The sequence below is a fragment of the Pseudomonas sp. P867 genome, assembly GCF_019891455.1.
Classification (GTDB): Bacteria; Pseudomonadota; Gammaproteobacteria; order Pseudomonadales; family Pseudomonadaceae; genus Aquipseudomonas; species Aquipseudomonas synxantha_A.
Window position 1 is genome coordinate 502,501 of record NZ_JAFLXB010000001.1, and the last position, 19,411, is coordinate 521,911.

19 protein-coding genes are annotated in these 19,411 nt (G+C 60.6%); 11 read left to right on the forward strand and 8 right to left on the reverse strand.

Going from position 1 to position 19,411, the window contains the following annotated elements:
- The 5 genes from J1G33_RS02225 (at position 1) to J1G33_RS02245 (ending at position 3,587) form a co-directional block, all read left to right on the forward strand.
- Entirely contained in the window at positions 1–1,020 is a 1,020-nt protein-coding gene (locus tag J1G33_RS02225) for an alpha/beta hydrolase (protein WP_032877553.1), read from the forward strand.
- 55 nt (positions 1,021–1,075) lie between these two features.
- Positions 1,076–1,729 (forward strand): DsbA family oxidoreductase, encoded by a 654-nt coding sequence (locus tag J1G33_RS02230; protein WP_032877552.1) that lies wholly within the window; start codon positions 1,076–1,078, stop codon positions 1,727–1,729.
- Between the two features lie 159 nt (positions 1,730–1,888).
- Positions 1,889–2,809: an arginase gene (locus J1G33_RS02235; protein WP_032877551.1), complete on the forward strand. Its 921-nt coding sequence runs from the start codon at positions 1,889–1,891 to the stop codon at positions 2,807–2,809.
- The gene (locus J1G33_RS02240) at positions 2,806–3,186 is read left to right on the forward strand and encodes an EamA family transporter (protein WP_032877549.1); all 381 of its coding nucleotides are present in this window, start codon (positions 2,806–2,808) and stop codon (positions 3,184–3,186) included. Before J1G33_RS02235 ends, J1G33_RS02240 begins: the two co-directional genes overlap by 4 nt.
- On the forward strand, positions 3,183–3,587 hold the full coding sequence (locus J1G33_RS02245; protein WP_078820405.1) for an EamA family transporter: 405 nt from the start codon (positions 3,183–3,185) through the stop codon (positions 3,585–3,587). The genes J1G33_RS02240 and J1G33_RS02245 overlap by 4 nt, the downstream gene beginning before the upstream one ends.
- A 108-nt stretch (positions 3,588–3,695) precedes the next feature.
- Here the strand turns inward: J1G33_RS02245 and J1G33_RS02250 are convergent, their stop codons facing one another.
- On the reverse strand, positions 3,696–4,466 hold the full coding sequence (locus tag J1G33_RS02250; protein WP_005785228.1) for a MipA/OmpV family protein: 771 nt from the start codon (positions 4,464–4,466) through the stop codon (positions 3,696–3,698).
- A gap of 226 nt (positions 4,467–4,692) precedes the next feature.
- Between J1G33_RS02250 and J1G33_RS02255 the strand changes: the two genes are divergently transcribed.
- Genes J1G33_RS02255 through J1G33_RS02280 form a run of 6 tightly spaced genes read left to right on the forward strand, consistent with a single transcriptional unit; the run spans position 4,693 to position 12,022 of the window.
- On the forward strand, positions 4,693–5,397 hold the full coding sequence (locus tag J1G33_RS02255; RefSeq protein ID WP_032877547.1) for an MtnX-like HAD-IB family phosphatase: 705 nt from the start codon (positions 4,693–4,695) through the stop codon (positions 5,395–5,397).
- A complete protein-coding gene (locus J1G33_RS02260; protein ID WP_005785231.1) occupies positions 5,390–6,784 on the forward strand; it encodes an aminotransferase class III-fold pyridoxal phosphate-dependent enzyme in 1,395 nt (464 codons plus the stop codon). The genes J1G33_RS02255 and J1G33_RS02260 overlap by 8 nt, the downstream gene beginning before the upstream one ends.
- The gene (locus tag J1G33_RS02265) at positions 6,781–7,674 is read left to right on the forward strand and encodes an alpha/beta fold hydrolase (protein ID WP_005785233.1); all 894 of its coding nucleotides are present in this window, start codon (positions 6,781–6,783) and stop codon (positions 7,672–7,674) included. The genes J1G33_RS02260 and J1G33_RS02265 overlap by 4 nt, the downstream gene beginning before the upstream one ends.
- A gap of 58 nt (positions 7,675–7,732) precedes the next feature.
- The gene (locus J1G33_RS02270) at positions 7,733–8,857 is read left to right on the forward strand and encodes a GNAT family N-acetyltransferase (protein WP_032877545.1); all 1,125 of its coding nucleotides are present in this window, start codon (positions 7,733–7,735) and stop codon (positions 8,855–8,857) included.
- On the forward strand, positions 8,857–10,635 hold the full coding sequence (locus tag J1G33_RS02275; RefSeq protein WP_223017642.1) for a HAMP domain-containing sensor histidine kinase: 1,779 nt from the start codon (positions 8,857–8,859) through the stop codon (positions 10,633–10,635). The genes J1G33_RS02270 and J1G33_RS02275 overlap by 1 nt, the downstream gene beginning before the upstream one ends.
- Positions 10,625–12,022 (forward strand): sigma-54 dependent transcriptional regulator, encoded by a 1,398-nt coding sequence (locus J1G33_RS02280; RefSeq protein ID WP_005785239.1) that lies wholly within the window; start codon positions 10,625–10,627, stop codon positions 12,020–12,022. Before J1G33_RS02275 ends, J1G33_RS02280 begins: the two co-directional genes overlap by 11 nt.
- Before the next feature lie 59 nt (positions 12,023–12,081).
- Here the strand turns inward: J1G33_RS02280 and J1G33_RS02285 are convergent, their stop codons facing one another.
- The 7 genes from J1G33_RS02285 to J1G33_RS02315 form a co-directional block, all read right to left on the reverse strand.
- The gene (locus tag J1G33_RS02285) at positions 12,082–12,420 is read right to left on the reverse strand and encodes a GlpM family protein (protein WP_005785241.1); all 339 of its coding nucleotides are present in this window, start codon (positions 12,418–12,420) and stop codon (positions 12,082–12,084) included.
- Entirely contained in the window at positions 12,420–13,757 is a 1,338-nt protein-coding gene (locus tag J1G33_RS02290; RefSeq protein WP_032877540.1) for a sigma-54 dependent transcriptional regulator, read from the reverse strand. The genes J1G33_RS02285 and J1G33_RS02290 overlap by 1 nt, the downstream gene beginning before the upstream one ends.
- Positions 13,754–15,655, reverse strand: coding sequence for a sensor histidine kinase (locus J1G33_RS02295; protein ID WP_032877539.1), 1,902 nt, complete (start codon positions 15,653–15,655; stop codon positions 13,754–13,756). The genes J1G33_RS02290 and J1G33_RS02295 overlap by 4 nt, the downstream gene beginning before the upstream one ends.
- 170 nt (positions 15,656–15,825) lie before the next feature.
- The gene (locus tag J1G33_RS02300) at positions 15,826–16,560 is read right to left on the reverse strand and encodes an amino acid ABC transporter ATP-binding protein (RefSeq protein WP_003188952.1); all 735 of its coding nucleotides are present in this window, start codon (positions 16,558–16,560) and stop codon (positions 15,826–15,828) included.
- Positions 16,557–17,228 (reverse strand): ABC transporter permease subunit, encoded by a 672-nt coding sequence (locus J1G33_RS02305; RefSeq protein WP_003188954.1) that lies wholly within the window; start codon positions 17,226–17,228, stop codon positions 16,557–16,559. Before J1G33_RS02305 ends, J1G33_RS02300 begins: the two co-directional genes overlap by 4 nt.
- Positions 17,228–17,974 carry an amino acid ABC transporter permease gene (locus tag J1G33_RS02310; RefSeq protein WP_003188956.1) on the reverse strand — a complete coding sequence of 249 codons (747 nt, stop codon included), beginning with the start codon at positions 17,972–17,974 and terminating at the stop codon, positions 17,228–17,230. The genes J1G33_RS02305 and J1G33_RS02310 overlap by 1 nt, the downstream gene beginning before the upstream one ends.
- 193 nt (positions 17,975–18,167) lie before the next feature.
- Entirely contained in the window at positions 18,168–19,094 is a 927-nt protein-coding gene (locus J1G33_RS02315; protein ID WP_005785249.1) for a glutamate/aspartate ABC transporter substrate-binding protein, read from the reverse strand.
- Positions 19,095–19,411: the final 317 nt, after the last annotated feature.

The following is a 19,411-nucleotide window of genomic DNA, read 5'->3' on the forward strand; positions in this document are numbered from 1 at the left end:
ATGCGTGTGTTGCTTTTACTGGCCGCTCTGCTATTCGGCCTGCCGTCCTTTGCGGCTTCTCGATGTGATGTCAATGTCCCGACCCAAACCGTCGACCTGGAACAGGTGAGCATCGCCTACCAAAGTATCGGGCGGGCGTCGGACCCTGCCTTGCTGCTGGTGATGGGCCTGGGTGGGCAGTTGATCCATTGGCCGGATGAAGTGGTGGTCGCCCTGTGCGAGCAAGGGTTTCGGGTGATCCGTTACGACAACCGTGACGTCGGCCTGTCCACCTGGCGGCAAGCGCCGGCCAGTGCCAACCTGACCTTCGAGGTGCTGCGCTACAAGCTCGGTTTGCCGGTGGCTGCGCCGTATACATTGACCGACATGGCCGACGACGCGCTGGGCTTGATGGATGCGTTGCAGGTGCAGCAATTCCATGTCCTTGGCGCAAGCATGGGCGGCATGATCGCCCAGCACCTGGCGGCAATGGCGCCGCAGCGGGTGGAAAGCCTCACGTTGATCATGACCAGCTCCGGCGCCGAGGGCCTGCCCGCCCCGAACGCGGCGCTGGTGCAATTATTGTCACGGCGCAGCGCGCCCAATCGTGAGGTGGCCCTGGAGCAGCAAGCCGATTTGCTTGCGGCGCTGGGCAGCCCGAATGTGAAGGATGATCGTCAGGCGTTGCTACATCAGGCGGCGCTGTCCTACGACCGTGCGTTCAACCCCGAGGGCGTCAAGCGCCAGATCATGGCGATCCTCGCCGAGCCCAGCCGCGTGCCGTTGCTCAACCAACTGCGCGTGCCGACCCTGGTGGTGCACGGCACGGCCGATCCGTTGTTGCCGGTGATGCACGGCGTGCACCTGGCCGCGCATATCCAGGGTAGCCAGTTGAAACTGATACCCGGCTTGGCCCACCGTTTCCAGGAAGCGTTCAAGGCGCCGTTGCTGGCGGCGGTGTTGCCCTACCTGCAGTCTCATCGTGAAGATACCGCGCACTGGGCGCAGATCGACTTGGGTGAGCCTTCGAAGGTGTTGTGAAGTTGGTGTATCGTGCAACCTTTGCGGCGCATTCAAGCCAGCGAGGTTGCCTACCATGAGTACTCCCCTGAAAATCGATTTCGTCAGCGACGTGTCCTGCCCCTGGTGCATCATCGGCCTGCGCGGCCTGACCGAAGCCCTCGACCAGCTTGGTGCCGAGGTGCAGGCCGAGATTCATTTCCAGCCGTTCGAGCTGAACCCGAACATGCCCGCCGAAGGTCAGAACATCGTCGAGCACATCACTGAAAAATACGGCTCCACCGCCGAAGAATCCCAGGCCAACCGTGCGCGCATCCGCGACATGGGCGCAGCGTTGGGCTTCGCTTTTCGCACCGACGGCCAGAGCCGCATCTACAACACCTTCGATGCGCATCGCCTGTTGCATTGGGCCGGGTTGGAAGGCTTGCAGTACAACCTCAAGGAAGCACTCTTCAAGGCGTACTTCAGCGATGGCCAGGACCCGTCCGACCACGCGACCCTGGCGATCATTGCCGAAAGCGTCGGCCTGGACTTGAAGCGCGCCGCCGAAATTCTCGCCTCTGATGAATATGCCGCCGAAGTGCGCGAGCAGGAAAAACTGTGGATCACCCGCGGAGTGACCTCGGTGCCGACCATTGTGTTCAACGACCAGTACGCTGTCAGCGGCGGCCAGCCGGCTGAAGCCTTTGTGGGCGCGATTCGCCAGATCATTGCCGAAGCGCGATCCTGACGCCGCTCTAATGTGGGAGCTGGCTTGCCAGCTCCCACACTTGATACTCATTGTTTTCAAAAACGGCGCTCATCCAAACGCTGGCCCATCCCTTGCATTACCCCCCTAAAGCCCGGCCGGCCTGCGGTTGGGCGCTGCCATTAGGGGTGAAACACTACCTTGAATATACTTGACCTCGACCACAGCCTTACCGGCCAGGCACCCATTGCCCGACGGTTGGCCAACGGCCGGGCCACGCGTCTGGACCTGCTCGATCTGGGGCCGAAACTGCGCCTGTGGTCCACAGAAAAAACCTGGAAACGATTCACCGAACGCCTGGCCCAACGGCCTCGGCCCAGGGATGCGCGCCCGGAAATCCTGTTTGTCGGCTCCGGTGACTATCACCACCTTACGCCGGCCTTTTTGGCTGATTTGAAAGAGCCCGTCAGCCTGATCCACTTCGACAACCACCCCGACTGGGTACGCTTTGCGCCCAAGCGCCACTGTGGTTCTTGGGTCAACCGCGCACTGAAGATGCCGGCGATCAAGCGCATCGTCACCCTCGGCCCGTGCAGCGATGACCTGCATAACCCACAACTGCGTGGCGGCAACCTTGGCGCGCTCAAACGCGGGCAATTGCAGCTGTTTCCCTGGCAGCACCCGCCGTCGAAGGTCTGGGGTCGGGTCGGTGATGGAGCGGGTCACCAGCAGCAGGAAAACCACCTGCACTGGCGCAACCTGGCAGAGCTCGATTGGGCGAAATTCCTCGACCAGATGATCGCCAGCCTGCCCACCGAAGCGATCTGGATCACCATCGACAAGGATGTGCTGGCCAGCGAAGACGCCGCCACCAATTGGGATCAGGGCGGTATGCGCCTGACCCATCTGCTCCAGGCCCTGCGGGCGTTGGCGGCGCACAAACGCATCATTGGCATCGACGTGTGCGGTGAGTTCGCCACGCCGGAGTTCAGCAACGCGTTCAAGCGCTGGGAAGCCAAGTCCGACCAGCCGCCGCCGCAGCGCTGGAGCGTGCAAGATTTGCAGCGCAATGCCGCGACCAATGAGGCCTTGATCAACCTGTTTGAGGAGCTGTTCCCGTGACCCTGACCGTGGTGTTGCTGCTGGCGTTTTCCATTGTTCTCGATGTGATTGGCCAGCTGTGTTTCAAACTGGGCGTGGACCGCTTACCGCAACTCGATGGCGGGTTCAGCCTGCGCGCATTCTGGGGCCAGGTGTTCAATGCACCGTTGCTCTGGGCCGGTGTGGGCGCCTATGTCATCGAGTTTTTCGTCTGGCTCGAAGCCCTGTCCCGTGCGCCATTGAGTCTGCTGTTTCCGTTGGCGGCTTTGGCCTATTGCCTGGTGGTTCTGGCGGGCAGGGTGGTGCTCAAGGAAAGGGTCAGCCCAAGGCGTTGGTTGGGCACGCTGGTGATTACCTTGGGTGTGATGTTGGTCGCGATTGCGGGGAGCCAGGCATGACGACGCAGACAGTCGATAGCGGTTGGTTACATGGGCGCCTGGGCACCCTGGTGCTGTGGGCGCTGCTGATTGCCACCGAAAGCGCCGGGCAATTGTTTACCAAGGTGGCCGGTGATCAATTGGGGCAGATGGATTTCACTTGGCAGTGGCTGGCCGACGTGGCGCGTAACCCGGGGATCCTGGCGGCGATTGCCAGTTACCTGGGGGCGTTTTTTGTGTGGATGCTGATCTTGCGGCGCAGCAGTTTGTCGCTGGCGTTTCCCCTGAGTTCACTGGTGTTTGTGGCGGTGCTGCTGGGGTCGTGGTTGGGGTTGGGTGAGCACATCAGCCTGTTGCATTGGGTGGGGGTGGGGGTGATTATCGGTGGTATCGCGCTTTTGGCTGAGGGCGAAGAGCACTGAAAACTGTGCTGCGAATCACAGGCAAAATGTGGGAGGGGCGGTGCGACGATTCGACTTGCCCCTCCCACATTTTGGATGTGCTTACTTAAGGCAGAACTGCATCGGGTTCTAATCGAAGGTGTAGCTGATCGCCGTCTGCACCTGCCCCTGATTCACCTCGCCGGCCTGCTTGACGATGCTGCTTCGGGCCGCCGAGCCAACCAGATGCACCCAGCTTGCGCTGGTCAGCAGCGACCAGTGGGGCGCCAGGGGAAAGGCGAAGCTTTGGCTCAACGTCACGTTCTGGAAGCCGCCGCTGGCGTTGTAGGGCCGAAAGCCGGTGGCGGCGGCTTCGTTGTTGTCTACGCCAAAGAAGGTATTGGCCTGGCGTGCATCGGCAAAATGCGCCACCAGCCCACTGCTGCCGATAATCCCGCCGCCCAACGGGTAGCCCAGTTCGCCGCCGATCTTACCCAGGGTGCCGCTCTGGGAATGCCCGCCGCCCACGGCCTGGCCCAGTTGCGCGTAGACCCGCCAGAAGTTGGCCGGGGCGTACTGGATGAAACCGCCGACCTCAGCCATGTCCGACACATTGCGCAAGCCCTGCAACTCACCGTTGGAGGTACGCCCTGCCAGGTAATTGATATAGGGGCCGGCGGTGATGCCGTGGGTGTTCAGCGCGCTCCAGGTCAGGCCGTCGTCGGTGCTCAGGCTGACGTCGCCCCAATCCAGGTCCAGGTAGGGCACGGGTCGGGTTTCGTAGCGGCTGCCGGTGGGGTCATGGGGCTGATAGCTCAGGCCCGCGCCCACGTCGCCGCTGATGCCGTCTGCCCAGGCGGCACTGGAGCAGCCCCATAGGCCGAGCAAACCTGCGAATACGGCAGAAGTGATGTTGGTCATGGTGTACGTTCCTGAGGTGACAGGCGCGCATGAACGCGCAAACCCTCGCGCCTGCGCAAGCACTCATGTTGTTTGTAGCAAGCTACAAAAATTGTAGCTTGCAGCACGTCTATCACTGCGACTCTGCCGGCAAACCCCCAGCCCCACTGGGTTTTGACTAGTTGGCACACTCCCTGCTCTATCCCTGTTGCAAGCGCATACAGCGCGCTCTCTCAGGTACAGGTAGATGATCCACTGGCATATCGTGTGTGACTTCGATGGGACCATTACCCCCACGGATGTCATCGACAACGTCCTCCAACGCTTCGCCGGCCCCGAGTGGGAAACCATTGAACAGCAATGGCTGGACGGGCATATCGGTTCACGCGAATGCCTGAGCCGCCAACTGGCGCTGATCAAGGCCACCCCAAGCGAACTGCTGGCGTATTTCGACAGCGTCGAGATCGACCCGGACTTCCCGGATTTCGTTGATCACGTCATGGACCTGGGCGCCTCTATCGAGGTGGTCAGCGACGGCATCGAGCAGGGCATCGCGCGCATCCTGTCGCGCAATTACGTGACCTTGTTGCCGATCCTCGCCAACCGCCTGCGCCAGGTCGACCAGAACAGCTGGCGTATCGACTTCCCCTACGCCAGCGATGCTTGCCGCGCCGCTTCCGGCAACTGCAAGTGCAAATCCACCCCGCGCAACAAGCGCGTACTGGTGATAGGTGACGGCAAGTCCGACATGTGCGTGGCTTCCACCGCCGACTTCGTGTTCGCCAAGGGCAGCCTCGCCGAGTACTGCGTCGCCAACCAGATTCCTCACGCGCGCTTCGACACCTTTGCGCAAGTGACCGCACTGCTGGCCAAGCTGCCCCAAGGCATCGCCGCCAACGCCACCACCTTCAACACCTCTTCTGACACTCAGGAACTCTTCCATCATGTCTGATATCCGTATCGCTACCGCCGAAGACCAGATCCTTCTGGATAAAGAAGCCAAGTATTGCTCCTACGGCGACACCGTTCACTACATCGAGCCTCCGCGTATTTTCAGCCGTTGCGAAGGCTCCTACGTGTGGGACACCGAAGACCAGGCTTACCTCGACCTGCAAATGTGGTACTCGGCGGTCAACTTCGGCTACGCCAACCCGCGTCTGAACAATGCGCTGAAACAACAGATCGACACCCTGCCGCAAATTGCCAGCCAGTACCTGCACAAAGGCAAGATCGAGCTCTCGGAAATGATCGCGGTCGATGCCAAGAAGAAGTTCGGTCTCGACGGCCGCGTGCACTTCAACGTCGGCGGTTCGCAGTCCATCGAAGACTCGTTGAAGGTGGTACGCAACGCCAGCAACGGCAAAAGCCTGATGTTCGCCTTTGAAGGCGGCTACCACGGCCGCACCCTCGGCGCCTCGTCGATCACCTCCAGCTTCCGCTATCGTCGTCGCTACGGCCACTTTGGTGAACGCGCCAACTTCATCCCATTCCCTTACCACTTCCGTGGCCCGAAGGGCATGACCAAGGAAGAATATGGCAGCCATTGCGTGCAGCAGTTCGCCCGTTTGTTCGAGACCGAATACAACGGCGTCTGGGACCCCAAAACCAACCAGTGCGAATACGCAGCTTTCTATGTCGAGCCGATCCAGGGCACCGGCGGCTACGTGATCCCACCGATGAACTTCTACCGCGAGCTCAAGCACGTCCTGGACCAGCACGGCATCCTGATGGTGTCCGACGAAATCCAGATGGGCTTCTACCGCACCGGCAAGCTCTGGTCGATCGAGCACTTCGATGTGCAGCCGGACGTGATCGTGTTCGGCAAGGCCCTGACCAATGGCCTCAACCCATTGGGCGGTATCTGGGCCCGTGAAGAGTTGATCAACCCGAAGGTGTTCCCGCCAGGTTCGACTCACTCCACCTTCGCCTCCAACCCGTTGGGCACCGCCGTCGGCCTGGAAATGTTCAAGATGACCAACGAAGTCGATTACGGCGCGATGGTCATGGCCAAGGGCAAGTTCTTCCTGGAAGGCTTGCAGGACCTGCAAAAACGCTTCCCGATCATCGGCGATGTCGACGGCCTGGGCCTGGCGCTGCGCTGCGAAATCTGCGGCCCGGACGGCTTCACCCCAGACAAGGCGACCCTGGACTACATGGTCGAGGAAGGCATGAAAGGCGACATGGTGGTGGACGGCCAGAAGCTGGGTCTGATCCTCGACGTGGGCGGTTACTACAAGAACGTGATCACCCTGGCACCGTCCCTGGAAATCAGCTACCCGGAAATCGAATTGGGTCTCAAGCTGCTTGAGCAACTGCTGGTGCGAGCGACCAATCGGTGAATGCGCAAGGGATCGACCTCGGTGAAGGTACCGCCGGCTTCGTTCTCGGTGAAGGTCCGGTCGGGATCCTGTTGATCCACGGCCTGACCGGCACACCGACCGAGTTGCGCCAGGTCGCCAAGGGCCTGGCCAAGACAGGCAATTGCACGGTGTATGTGCCCACGTTGGCCGGGCACTGCGGCGATAACAGCGACTTGCAGGCTACCGGCTGGCGTGACTGGTACGAAGGCGTACGCAAGACCTTCCTGCAGGTCAAGCAACGCCACGGGCAGGTGTTTGTCGGCGGCTTGTCCATGGGCGCGGTGATGTCCATGTATGTGGCCGCCGAACACCCAGGCCAGGTCGCCGGGCTGCTGATGTACTCCACCACCCTGAAGTACGACGGCTGGAGCATCAACAAGCTGGCGTTCCTCACGCCGTTGCTGATGAAGATTCCATTCGGCGTGCACGTTTGCAGCTTCGAAGAAAAGCCGCCCTACGGCATCAAGAATGAGCGCCTGCGGGCCATCGTCGAGCGACAGATGAAGGAAGGCGAAAGCAGCGAGGCCGGTTTACTGACCATGGAAGGCATTACCGTGCGCGAATTGCACCGCATGAACGCGGTGGTCAAAAAGCGCATGCCCGACATCAAGGTGCCGGCGCTGGTGCTGCATTCGATCGAAGACGACATCACCAGCCGCTGGAACGCCGACTACGTGGAACGCCACCTCGGCGGCCCGGTGACCAAGATTTTGCTGGATAACTGCTACCACATGATCACGGTCGACCTGCAATACCGACGGGTGATCGAGTTGAGTGCCGAGTTTGTCGAGCAGCACACAGCCTTCAGGTCAACGCCGGTCAAGGTGGGCGCTGGCTTGCCAGCCATGGCATCACTGCGGTCTGCCTGACGCACCGAGGCCAGCTCTCACATTTGATCGGCGTTCGCCATAGAAATAAGGGCAATCTGTGATAACCACCCAAGCCTTCCCGACCATCCGGGCGATCCAGCGCGATGCCTGGAATGATTGTTTTCCCGGTGCCCTGGAGGATTGGGACTATTACCTGGCTGTAGAAAACGCCGCTATCGATGATTTTCAGTGGCGTTACCTGGCGGTCTACGAAGATGAAACGTTAGTGGCTGTGGCTGCTGCGTTCATTACCCATTATCGCCTAGACACCACGGTGTCGGGGGCGGGCAAGCGCGTGACCGAACGCCTGGCTCGCCTGTGGCCGCAGGCTTTGCAATTGGCGCTGTACGCCATTGGTTCGCCGGTGGCTGAGCGTTGTGATGCGGGGGTCGCCAGCCATGTGCCCGAGGCCCGCCGCGCGTTGTTGTTGCGCCAGTTACTGGCGGCTGCGCGTCGGGATGCCGACCATTTCGGTATTGGGCTGGTGGCGGTCAAGGACGCGCCGACCAACGACCCGCATTGGGCCGACAGTTGTCGTGCGGCCGGCTTTCAGACCATGCCGAGCTTGCCGACCGGGGTGTTGCCGTTGCCCTATGGGTCGGTGGATGCGTACCTGGGCTCGCTGGGCAAATCCACGCGCAAGGACCTGCGTCGCAAGCTACGGGCACCCGGGCCGCGCATCGAGTGGCGGCACAACGTCGATGATGTGCTGCCCCAGATCATGCGCCTGTACGAGGCCACGCTTGCGCGCGCAGATCTACAGTTCGAGCGCCTGCCTGCCGCTTACTTCACCGGCGTGCTTGAACACCTTCACGAACGGGCGGTCTGTGTTCTTTACTGGGTGGACGAACGCCTGGTGGCGTTCAACCTGATCCTGCTGGATGAGCAGCGGCTGGTGGATAAGTTCTTTGGCCACGACATCGAATTCAGCCGTGAGTACAACCTGTACTTTCGCAGTTGGCTGACCAATGTCGACTATTGTATTGAGCACAATATCCCGGTGTACGAGTGCGGCCAGGCCGGGTATGCCAGTAAACTGCGGCTGGGGTGCGAGTTCGAGGGCAACAGCCTGTTCTTCCGCCACCGCAACCGGCTGGTCAACGGCCTGCTCAAGCTTGTAAAACTGTTTATTCGACCGGATCGTTCCGACCCTGCCATGGCTGCTGCGATAAGCGAAACCTGATGATCACCAAGACCCGCCAGAAAGCCCGCCCCTTTGCCATTTCGCGTTGGAGCGTCCAGCGCAAGCTGGTGCTGGCGTTCTGGCTGGTCAGCGTTATTCCGACCATGATTGCCGCTGAGCTGGCCGCCACCACGCTGTCGCAGATTTTCGACAGCAACGTGCGTATCTGGCTGCAAGAATCGACCAAGATCGTCAAGGATGAGATCGGTGACATCCTTCATGACAACGCGCGCATGGCCAAGCTGTTCTTGCGCTATACCAGCCCACCGTCGTCCAAACAGGCGGCCAAGCATGACCGGCTGACCGCCGACATTGCCGATGCCACCGATATCGACGTGGTCGCGCTGATTCGCACCAGCGACCACAAAGTGGTGTTCAGCACAGCCGCCGATGACATCGTCAGGCAGATCAACCTGACCAGCAATGCCGTGCTGCAGACCGTGCAAGTCGCGGGGGTGAGCACGGGGCTGGTGGTGTCAACCTTCGAGACCAGCCGCGATGGCGTTGATTACCTGTTGTTGGTGGCGACCTACCTGGACAGCAGTTTCCTCACCAGCGTGGCCGATGTGCACTCCCTGGACCTGCGTTTGTACCTGGCCAACCCGGCGGGTTTTTCCGAGATATTTTCCACCCAGCGTTTCGAGAATCACCCTTCGCGCATCCCGAAGAACGTCGAGGCCGCGCTGCGCAGCACCAAGCAGCCCAGCGAGCAATTCACTAACCAGTACAGCGGTTTGTACTGGCCGATCTTCAATGATGCCGGCGAACTGCAAGGCGTTATATTCAGCGGCCTGTTGCGTCACACCAGCCTGGTAGGGCTGGTGAACCAGAGCAACCTGTTCGTTCTGATCTTCCTGCTCAGCTCGGCGCTGTCACTGGCGGCCGGGGTGCTGGTGTCGCAGCGCCTGACCAAACCGCTGCGCGACTTGTCCCAAGGTGTGAACGCGGTGATTTCCGGTAGTTACGCGCATCGCGTGGTGGTCAGTGGCGGTGATGAACTGGCGCAGTTGAGCAGCACCTTCAACCACATGACCGAGCGCCTCGGCGAACTGCACCACCTGGAAGCCCAACTGCGTCGGCGTGATCGGCTGCATGCCCTGGGTGAAGTCGCCATGGGCCTGGCCCATGAAATCCGCAACCCGCTGGGCATCATCAAGACCGCCACCCAATTGTTGCACCGGCGGGCCGACCTCGCGGAAACCGATAAGCGTCACCTGGAGTATGTCATCAGCGAGGTCAGCCGCATCAACGAGCTGATTACCGAGTTTCTCGATTTCGCCAAACCCAATCCACCGATACGCGTGCTGCAGCCGGCACGTGCCCTGGTGGAAGAAATCCTCGGTTTCTGCGGCCCGGAGCTGAGCACTCACAATATTGATGCACAGATTGACGATCAGGCGCCCGACGCCACGATCTATGCCGATGCCAAGCAGCTCAAGCAGGCTTGCCTCAATCTGATACTCAACGCCATCGACGCGATGCCCGAAGGCGGGCGCCTGATCCTGGGCATCCGCAACGTGGGCGACAACACGGTGATCAGCATCGCTGATACGGGCCAGGGTATCCCGGCGGATATGGTCGAGCGTATCTTCACGCCGTTTGTCACCACCAAGGCATCGGGCACCGGACTGGGCCTGGCCAAAGTCTATTCGATCATGGAAAGTCACGACGGCAGCATCGAATGCGCCAGTGAGAAAGATGCCGGCGCCACCTTCAGCCTGTACATTCCGGCTAACGGTGAAGATGACGGCGAGGATGAGGACGGGCATGACGCATAACGTATTGGTGGTGGACGACGAGCCCAAGCTCTGTGATTTGCTGACCCAGGCCCTGAGCCAGAACGGTATCCAGGTGTTCAGCGCGGGCAACGGCCTGCATGCGCTCAAGGTGCTGGGCGAGGAGGACATCGACCTGGTGATCAGCGACTGGCGTATGCCGGGCATGGACGGGCCGGCATTGCTGGCCGAGATCAAGGTGCGCTATCCACAGGTGCCGGTGATTGTGATGACCGCCTACAGCACGGTAAAAAATGCCGTGCAGTCGATGCGCAACGGTGCCTATGACTACATCGCCAAGCCGTTCGATATCGACGAGCTGGACATCACCGTGGCCAAGGCCCTGCAATTTCGCGACATCATGCGCGATAACGCGCGGATGCGCGCCGAGCTGGATGAACATGCGCAGTTCGACAGCCTGGTGGGCGACAGCCCGGCGTTTCGCAAGGTGCTGCAAGCCGTAGATTCGGTGCGTGACAGCAGCGCAACCATCCTGCTGACCGGCGAAAGCGGCACCGGCAAGGAAATGGTCGCCCGCGCCATCCACAAGCATGGCAGCCGCGCCGACAAACCTTTTGTAGCCGTCAATTGCGCGGCGATTCCCGAAGGTTTGCTGGAAAGCGAGATGTTCGGCCATCGCAAAGGCGCCTTCACCGGCGCTGTGGCCGACCGGGTAGGGCGCTTCATGCAGGCCGACAAGGGCACGTTGTTCCTCGATGAAGTGGGGGATATGCCCCTGGCGTTGCAGGCCAAGATTTTGCGCGCCTTGCAAGAGCGGGTCATCGAGCCGGTGGGCGACCCACGCGAGCGCAAGGTGGATGTGCGGGTCATTGCCGCCACCAACAAGAACCTGCTGGACGCAGTGGCGAACAAAGAGTTTCGCGAAGACCTTTACTACCGCCTCAATGTCTTCCCGATTCCATTGCCGGCCCTGCGTGAGCGCGTGGAAGATATCGCGCCCCTGGCCCGGCATTTCGCCCAGACCTTGAGCGCCACCGCCGGTAAGCGCATTACCGGCTTCAGCCCCGAGGCATTGCAGGCGATGGCGGCGTATCACTGGCCGGGCAATATCCGCGAGCTGCAAAACTGCGTGGAGCGCGCAACCATCGTGGCAGCGTCGCCGGTGATCGAGGATATTGATTTGCCGGGTTATCTGTTTGCTTCAAAACCGAGCGAGGGCGATGTGACGGCGATCCTCAGCGACGGCCCGGGCGTGCCGCAGGATCTGGATGCGGCGCTGGCCGAGGTGGAGAAAGCCTACATTCTGGCGGCGTTGCAGGAGAGCAACGGGGTGCAGGCCGCGGCGGCGCAGCGGATCGGGATTTCCGAGCGCAGTTTCTGGTATCGCCTGAAAAAACTCGGGATTCAAGTCGACAAAATCGTCCGCTGACACACGGCGGGCAAAAAATGTGGGAGGGGGCTTTCTCCCACATTTTTGACCGAGTTGAGTCAGGAGTGGAGGCGAACCCAGATGCTGACCAGGATCGTCGCGGCCATCAACCAGGCCACGGCAGCCACTGCCAGTGATGCCTCCAGCCGCATCCGATCGACCATCACATACAAGGTCGCCAGGTACACGAAGTACGGAATGATCGACCACATCCCGAACACGATGGTGGTCTTCAAATCCTCCACCGAACGCCCTTTGCCGACGATGTAGTGGGCGATCAGCGCGAAGGTCGGAAACAGTGGCACCAAGCCTGCGATGTAATAGTTTTTGGTCTTGGCCAGTGCCGCCAGGATCAGCACCACCGCCGCGCCAAGTGCGGCCTTCAAGAACAGATCCATCAGTGGCTCAACCCGTATTTCTTGACCTTGTCGAACAGCGTGGTCTTGGCCATGCCCAATTCCTGGCTGGCCTGGGTCAGGTTGCCGCCGCTACGCTGCAGGGCGTCCACCAGCAGGTTGCGCTCAAAGGCTTCTACCGCTTCGGTAAAGGCCAGGCCATGGTTGCCGCTGCTGGCGCCGCTTTTCTTGAAGGCGGGCAGCCCCAGGGCAAAACGTTCGGCGACGTTGCGCAGTTCACGCACGTTGCCCGGCCAGTCGTGGCTCATCAGGCTCGACAAGGTCTGGTTGTCCAGCTCCGGCACCGCCCGGTCGAAGCGCAGCGACGATTGCTGCAGGAAGTGTTCGAACAGTTGCAGGATGTCTTCGCGCCGCTCGCGCAAAGGCGGCAGTTCCAGGGTGACCACGTTGAGGCGGTAGTACAGGTCGCTGCGGAACTGGTTGGCGCGGCTCAGTTCGTCGAGGTCGGACTTGGTGGCAGCGATTACCCGGCAATCCACTGCCACGCTCTGGTTCGAACCCAGGCGCTCCAGGGTGCGTTCCTGCAGCACCCGCAGCAGTTTGATCTGCAGGTTGATCGGCATACTTTCCACTTCATCGAGGAACAGCGTGCCTTGGTGGGCGTGTTCGATCTTGCCGATGCGGCGTTTGCCGGCGCCGGTGAAGGCATTGGCCTCGTGGCCGAAAATTTCGCTTTCGAACAGGTTTTCCGGCAGGCCCCCGCAGTTCAAGGCGACGAACTGATGGGAGTGGCGTCGGCTGAAATCATGCAGGCAACGGGCAACCAGCTCCTTGCCAGTGCCAGTCTCACCTTCGATCAGCACGTTGGCCGACGTGTCGGCGACGTTGGCGATCAGCTCGCGCAGGTTCTGCATCGCCGGCGAGCGGCCAATGATGCGGCCTTCCAGCGAATCACGCTCGGCCAACTGGCGGCGCAGTGACCAGACCTCTCGCGCCAGCCCACGCTGCTCCAGGGCGCGACGGGCAACATCGACCAGGCGCTCGGGAGAGAAGGGTTTTTCCATGAAATCGTAGGCGCCGTTGCGCATGGCGCCGACGGCCATGGAAATATCGCCATGCCCGGTAATCAGGACCACCGGCAGGCTTTTATCCAACGCCTTGAGGCGGGTCAGCAGCTCCAGACCATCGATGCCCGGCAGGCGAATATCGCTGATGACGATGCCGGCAAAGTTTTCGCCGATACGTTTGAGCGCTTCTTCGGCGCTGCCCACGCCGACGCTGTGGATGTCTTCCAGCGCCAGGGCCTGTTGGCAACCGAGCAGCACGTGGGGATCATCTTCGACGATCAGCACGGTCAGTTCTTGGGGATCAGTATTCATGTCGACTCAACTTTTTTAGCGCCCGCCAGCGGCAGGTTAAGGACAAAGGCAGTACCACCACCGGCCGGGTGTTCCACGGCCAGGCTGCCACCGGTCGCGGCTGCGAGGCTCGCGGACAGGGTCAGGCCCAGGCCCAGGCCTTGTTCGCCGGGCTTGGTGGTGAAGAAGGGTTCGAACAAATGCTTGCGTGCCTCAGGGGCGATGCCGTGACCATTGTCGCGTACCAGCAGGCGGTATTTGCCCTCGGTACTCTGGCCCTCCAACCACAATTGCGGCGCCGGTTGCGTCTGCATCGCGTCCAGAGCATTACCGATCAGGTTGACCAGAATCTGTTCCAGGCGTGTCTGGTCGATCTGCAACTGGGCGGGTGCGAAGTCGCGGTGCAAGGTCAGTGGCAAACCGTCCAGGCGTGCGCCCAGCACCTGGAACGCAGCGTCCACGGCCTTGCCCAGGCTGGCTTCGCCCTGGTCATCGCCGCGCCGGGCGAACGAGCGCAGGCTGGCGGTGATACGGCCCATGCGGTCGATCAGTTCGTTGATGGTCTTGAGGTTGGTGCTGGCGGTGTCCAGGGCGCCGCGCTCAAGGAAGCGCACGGTATTGCCGGACAGGGTGCGCAGCGCGGCCAGCGGCTGGTTCAACTCGTGGGCGATGCTGGTGGACATCTGGCCGATGGCGGCGAGTTTGCCGGCCTGCACCAGTTCGTCCTGGGCGCGGCGCAGGGTCTCTTCGGCCTGGCGCCGTTCGCGGATCTGGCCCTTGAGCCGTTCGTTACTGGCGCGCAGGTCGGCGGTGCGTTCGGCGATCCGCCGCTCCAGTTGGCTGTTGGCTTCCTGCAGGGCTTCCCGAGCGGCGAGGCGGGTGGCGATGACCTTGCGTCGCTCGTTCCAGGCAATCAGCAGGAAGGCGACAAGGCCGAAGGCAACTGCCACCAGGATGCCCTGATTGATCGCGGCACGGCGCAGATCATTGAGCGGGGTGAGCAGGGTGAAATTCCACGGCGTGTCGTTGAGCGGTCGGGTTTGCGCCAGGTAGCTGACGGCGTGCTGGTCGTTGACCACTTCCGAATTGGCCGGGAAGGTCAGTTTCTCGGTGCCTTCGTTCAGGCGCTCGCGGGCCAGGGGTTGCAGTTCATTGAGCGTCGCCCAGTAATATTGCAGGCTGTGGGCCAGGCGATCCTTGGTGTCATCGCTCAGCGGGCGTACAGCCTTGAGGCGGCGCGCCGGGTCACTGGACAGAATGATGATGCCGTTCTCGTCGCTCACGAACGCCTCGAGACGGGCGCGCTGCCAGCGTTCTTCGAGGGCTTCGAGGCGCACCTTGACCACGGCGACGCCGATGATCTTGCCGTGCTCTTCCAGGCCATGGGCCAGGTAATAGCCGGGTTCGCCGTTGGTGCTGCCGATACCGTAGAAACGGCCGGGCTGGCCGCGTACGGCATTCTGGAAATAGGCGCGAAAAGACAGGTCCTCACCCTGGTAACTGTCGGCATCGCGCCAGTTACTGGTGGCCAGCACGCGGCCGGTGGTGTCCATCACGTAGATGGCGCGGCTGCGACTGCGACGATTCAGGCCCTCAAGGTAGTCGTTGACCGTTTTGCGGGTTTCCTGGTTCGGCTCGGCCAGCAATTGCGACACGCTGGACTCCAGCTCCAGCAGGCTGGGCAGGTAGGTGTATTTGCTCAGTTCACTTTCGACGGTGCGGGCGTGCAACTCCAACTGGCGTTCGCCGTTGTCGCTGAGGGTGCGGATGCCATAGTACTCGCTGACCCAAAAGCCGATATAACCCAGGCCGATCATCAGGGCGATGATCAACGGCGGAAGGAACAGTTGGCGTATCAGACGAGGCTTCACGGCAAGTGATGGCGGCGCGGCGCGATATTGATTGGGGTCGCATTTCATCACAGATGCCTTGGGTCAACCAGAGCTGCCAGCCTGTGCGATCCAGTGTGGGAGGGGGCTTGCCCCCGATAGCAGTGTGTCAGTCGATACATCTGTCACTGATCCACCGCTATCGGGGGCAAGCCCCCTCCCACATTGGCCATATTCCTACAGTGGGAGCTGTTTAGTACTTAGTGCTGCAGGATTTTCTCAAGGAAGTGCTGTGCGCGTTCGGAGCGTGCGCTGATGTCGCCGAAGAACTCTTCTTTCGGGCAGTCTTCGATGATCTTGCCGGCATCCATGAAAATCACGCGGTCGGCCACTTTGCGGGCGAAGCCCATTTCGTGGGTCACGCACATCATGGTCATGCCTTCATGGGCCAGTTGCACCATCACGTCGAGCACTTCGTTGACCATTTCCGGGTCCAGCGCCGAGGTCGGCTCGTCGAACAGCATGACGATCGGGTCCATGGCCAGGGCGCGGGCAATCGCCACACGTTGCTGCTGGCCGCCGGAGAGCTGGCCAGGGTGCTTGTGGGCGTGTGCCGACAAGCCCACGCGGTCGAGCAGTTGCAGGCCCTTCTTGGTGGCTTCTTCCTTGCTGCGGCCCAGCACCTTGATCTGCGCGATGGTCAGGTTTTCAGTGATAGTCAGGTGCGGGAACAGCTCGAAGTGCTGGAACACCATGCCAACGCGTGAACGCAGTTTTGGCAGGTTGGTCTTCGGGTCGGCGATGGAGGTGCCATCGACCACAATGTCGCCCTTCTGGAACGGTTCCAGCGCGTTGACGCACTTGATCAGGGTGGACTTGCCCGAGCCGGAGGGCCCGCACACCACGATCACTTCGCCTTTTTTAACCTCGGTGCTGCAATCGGTCAGCACCTGGAAGTCGCCATACCACTTGTTGATGTTCTTGATAGAGATCATACGGCAAACCTTTTTTGCAGACGCTTGACCAGCAGCGAGGCGGAAAAGCTGATGATGAAGTAGACGACACCGGCAAAGATCAGGAACTCATTGGAGCGGCCGATGATGTCGCCGTTGGAGCGGGCGGAGTTGAGGAAGTCCACCAGGCCCACGGTGTAGACCAGGGAGGTGTCCTGGAACAGGATGATCGACTGTTGCAGCAGCAACGGCGTCATCTTGCGGAACGCCTGGGGCAGGATGATCAGGCGCATGGTCTGGCCGTAGGTCATGCCCATCGCTTGTGCCGCTGCCATCTGGCCCTTGGGGATCGACTGCACGCCGGCCCGCACGATTTCGCAGAAGTACGCAGCCTCGAACATCATGAATGCCACGACGCAGGAAGTGAACGCACCGATCGGCGTGTCTTCGCCGGTGATCCAGCGCAGTACGAACGGCACCGCCAGGTAGAACCAGGTGATCACCAGCAGCAGCGGGATCGAGCGGAAGTAGTTCACATAGGCGCCGGCCACACGCGACAGCAGTTTATTGGACGACAAGCGCATCAGGGCCAGGATGGTCCCGATGATGATGCCGCCGACCACGCCCATGACCATCAGCTTCAAGGTCATGACCATGCCGTTCCACAGGCCCGGGATGGCGGGGATGATGCCGCTGAAATCGAAGTCCATTATTTACCCCCCACGGAGATCAGGCCGGGCACTGCGACTTTCTTCTCCACTACGCGCATCAGCAGCATCAGGCTCATGTTCAGGGTGAAGTAGATCAGCGTGGCCAGGGTGAAGGCTTCAAACAGGTTGGCCGAAAACTCGGCGGTCTGTTTGGTTTGCGCCAGCAGTTCCATCAAGCCGATCAAGGACGCCACGGAGGAGTTCTTGAACACGTTGAGGAATTCGGAGGTAAGCGGTGGAATGATGATGCGATACGCCTGGGGCAGCAGCACGTTCCAGTAGATCTGCGGCAGCTTGAAGCCCATGGCGCGCGCGGCGGATTCCTGGCCACGTGGCAGCGCCTGGATGCCTGTACGTACTTGCTCACACACACGGGCGGCGGTGAACAGGCCCAGGCACACCACAACGCTCAGGTAGGCCGAGGTGGTCGGGTTCAGGTCTTGTTTGTACCAGTCCTGCAGGTTTTGCGGCAGCATGTCCGGTACCAGGAAGTACCAGATGAACAGCTGAACCAGCAGCGGCACGTTACGAAACAGTTCTACGTAGCAGGTCGCAATGCCCGACACGAGGCGGTTTGGCACCGTGCGCATGACCCCCAGAATGGAGCCCAGCAGCAAGGCGATAATCCATGCCACGATGGCGATGGCGATGGTCCAGCCCAGCCCGGAGAGGTACCAGTCGAGATAAGTCTCGCTGCCCACGCCGGTGGACTTGAAGAACACGCCCCAGTCCCAGTTGTAATTCATTAGGGTCTCCCCTCGAGATCGATCGATGTACAAGCACCCGCTTGGGAAGATCCTTTTCCGCCCGACAATGAATGCCAGGCACACGCGATCGGCTCGAAAACCGCCAGGTCGAGTGTTCCAAGTTGAAGCTAGCAGGTAATTACAGACGCCTGAGGGAGGGTTGGCTCCCTCAGGAGATAAGCTTAGTCAGGTATCAGATTTTTACTTCTGGCGCTGGTTTGTCGCTTGGGTTGGCGATCAGCTCCTTGACCTTGTCGCTCATCGGGAAGTTCAGGTTCAGGCCCTTCGGTGGGATTGGGCTTTCGAACCATTTGGCGTAGATCTTGTTGATCTCGCCGGACTTGTACAGGGCGACAATGGCGTCATCCACGGCTTTCTTGAAGTCCGGGTCGCCTTTGCGAACCATGCAAGCATAGGCTTCGAAGGACTGCGGAGTGCCGGTGATAACCCAGTCATCCGGCTTCTTGGCCTTGGCTTCTTCGCCGGCCAGCAGCGCGTCGTCCATCATGAACGCAACGGCACGGCCGCTTTCGAGCATCTGGAAGGATTCGCCGTGGTCTTTGGCAGAGATAACGTTCATGCCCATCTGCTTGTCGGCGTTCATCGCCTTGATGATGCGCTCGGACGTGGTGCCGGCGGTGGTCACGACGTTCTTGCCTTTGAGGTCGGCAAAGTCAGCGTAGGACGGCTTGCCTTCCTTGTCTTTCTTGACCAGCAGGCGGGTGCCGATTTCGAAGATGTTGACGGTGAAGTCGACTTGCTGGGCGCGTTCGGCGTTGTTGGTGGTGGAGCCGCACTCCAGATCCGCGGTGCCGTTCTGGATCAACGGGATACGGGTTTGCGAGGTCACCAGGTTGTATTTGGCTTTCAGGTCGGGTTTGTTCAGGTCTTTTTTCAGTTGTTCAACGACGGCCAACTGAATGTCGTGGGAGTAGCCCACGGGTTTGCCCGAACCATCCGCAATGTAGGAAAACGGAATAGAGCTGTCGCGGTGAGCGAGAGTGATGGTGCCGGAGTCGTTGATTTTCTTCAGCGTGCCGGTGAGTTCTGCGGCGAAAACTGGAGTGCTGATCAGAGCAGCAGCGATAGCTGCGCCCAGGATATGGGGAACGATACGCATCAATACTTCCTCGACATTTGTTTTTTTTATGAAGCCAGGTGAACGGCTCTCTTGTATAGCGAATGCCCGTGACGGCTCCTAAGGCGCCTCAGGTAATCGTCAGAGAGTGTAGAGCATGAGTCGTGCCATACCGAAAATAAAAGGGTAACTACATGATTTATATGGAGATTAACTTTTTGTTTCGGCGATATTTTCAGGCGGAGGTCCGGCAAACCGAATAGGGTGGAGGGGTGTGTTCGGAAAACCGAATAGTCCGTAGGGGCGAGCTTGCTCGCGAAAAACGCAAAAACGCCGCGTTTATGCTGAATAAACGCGGC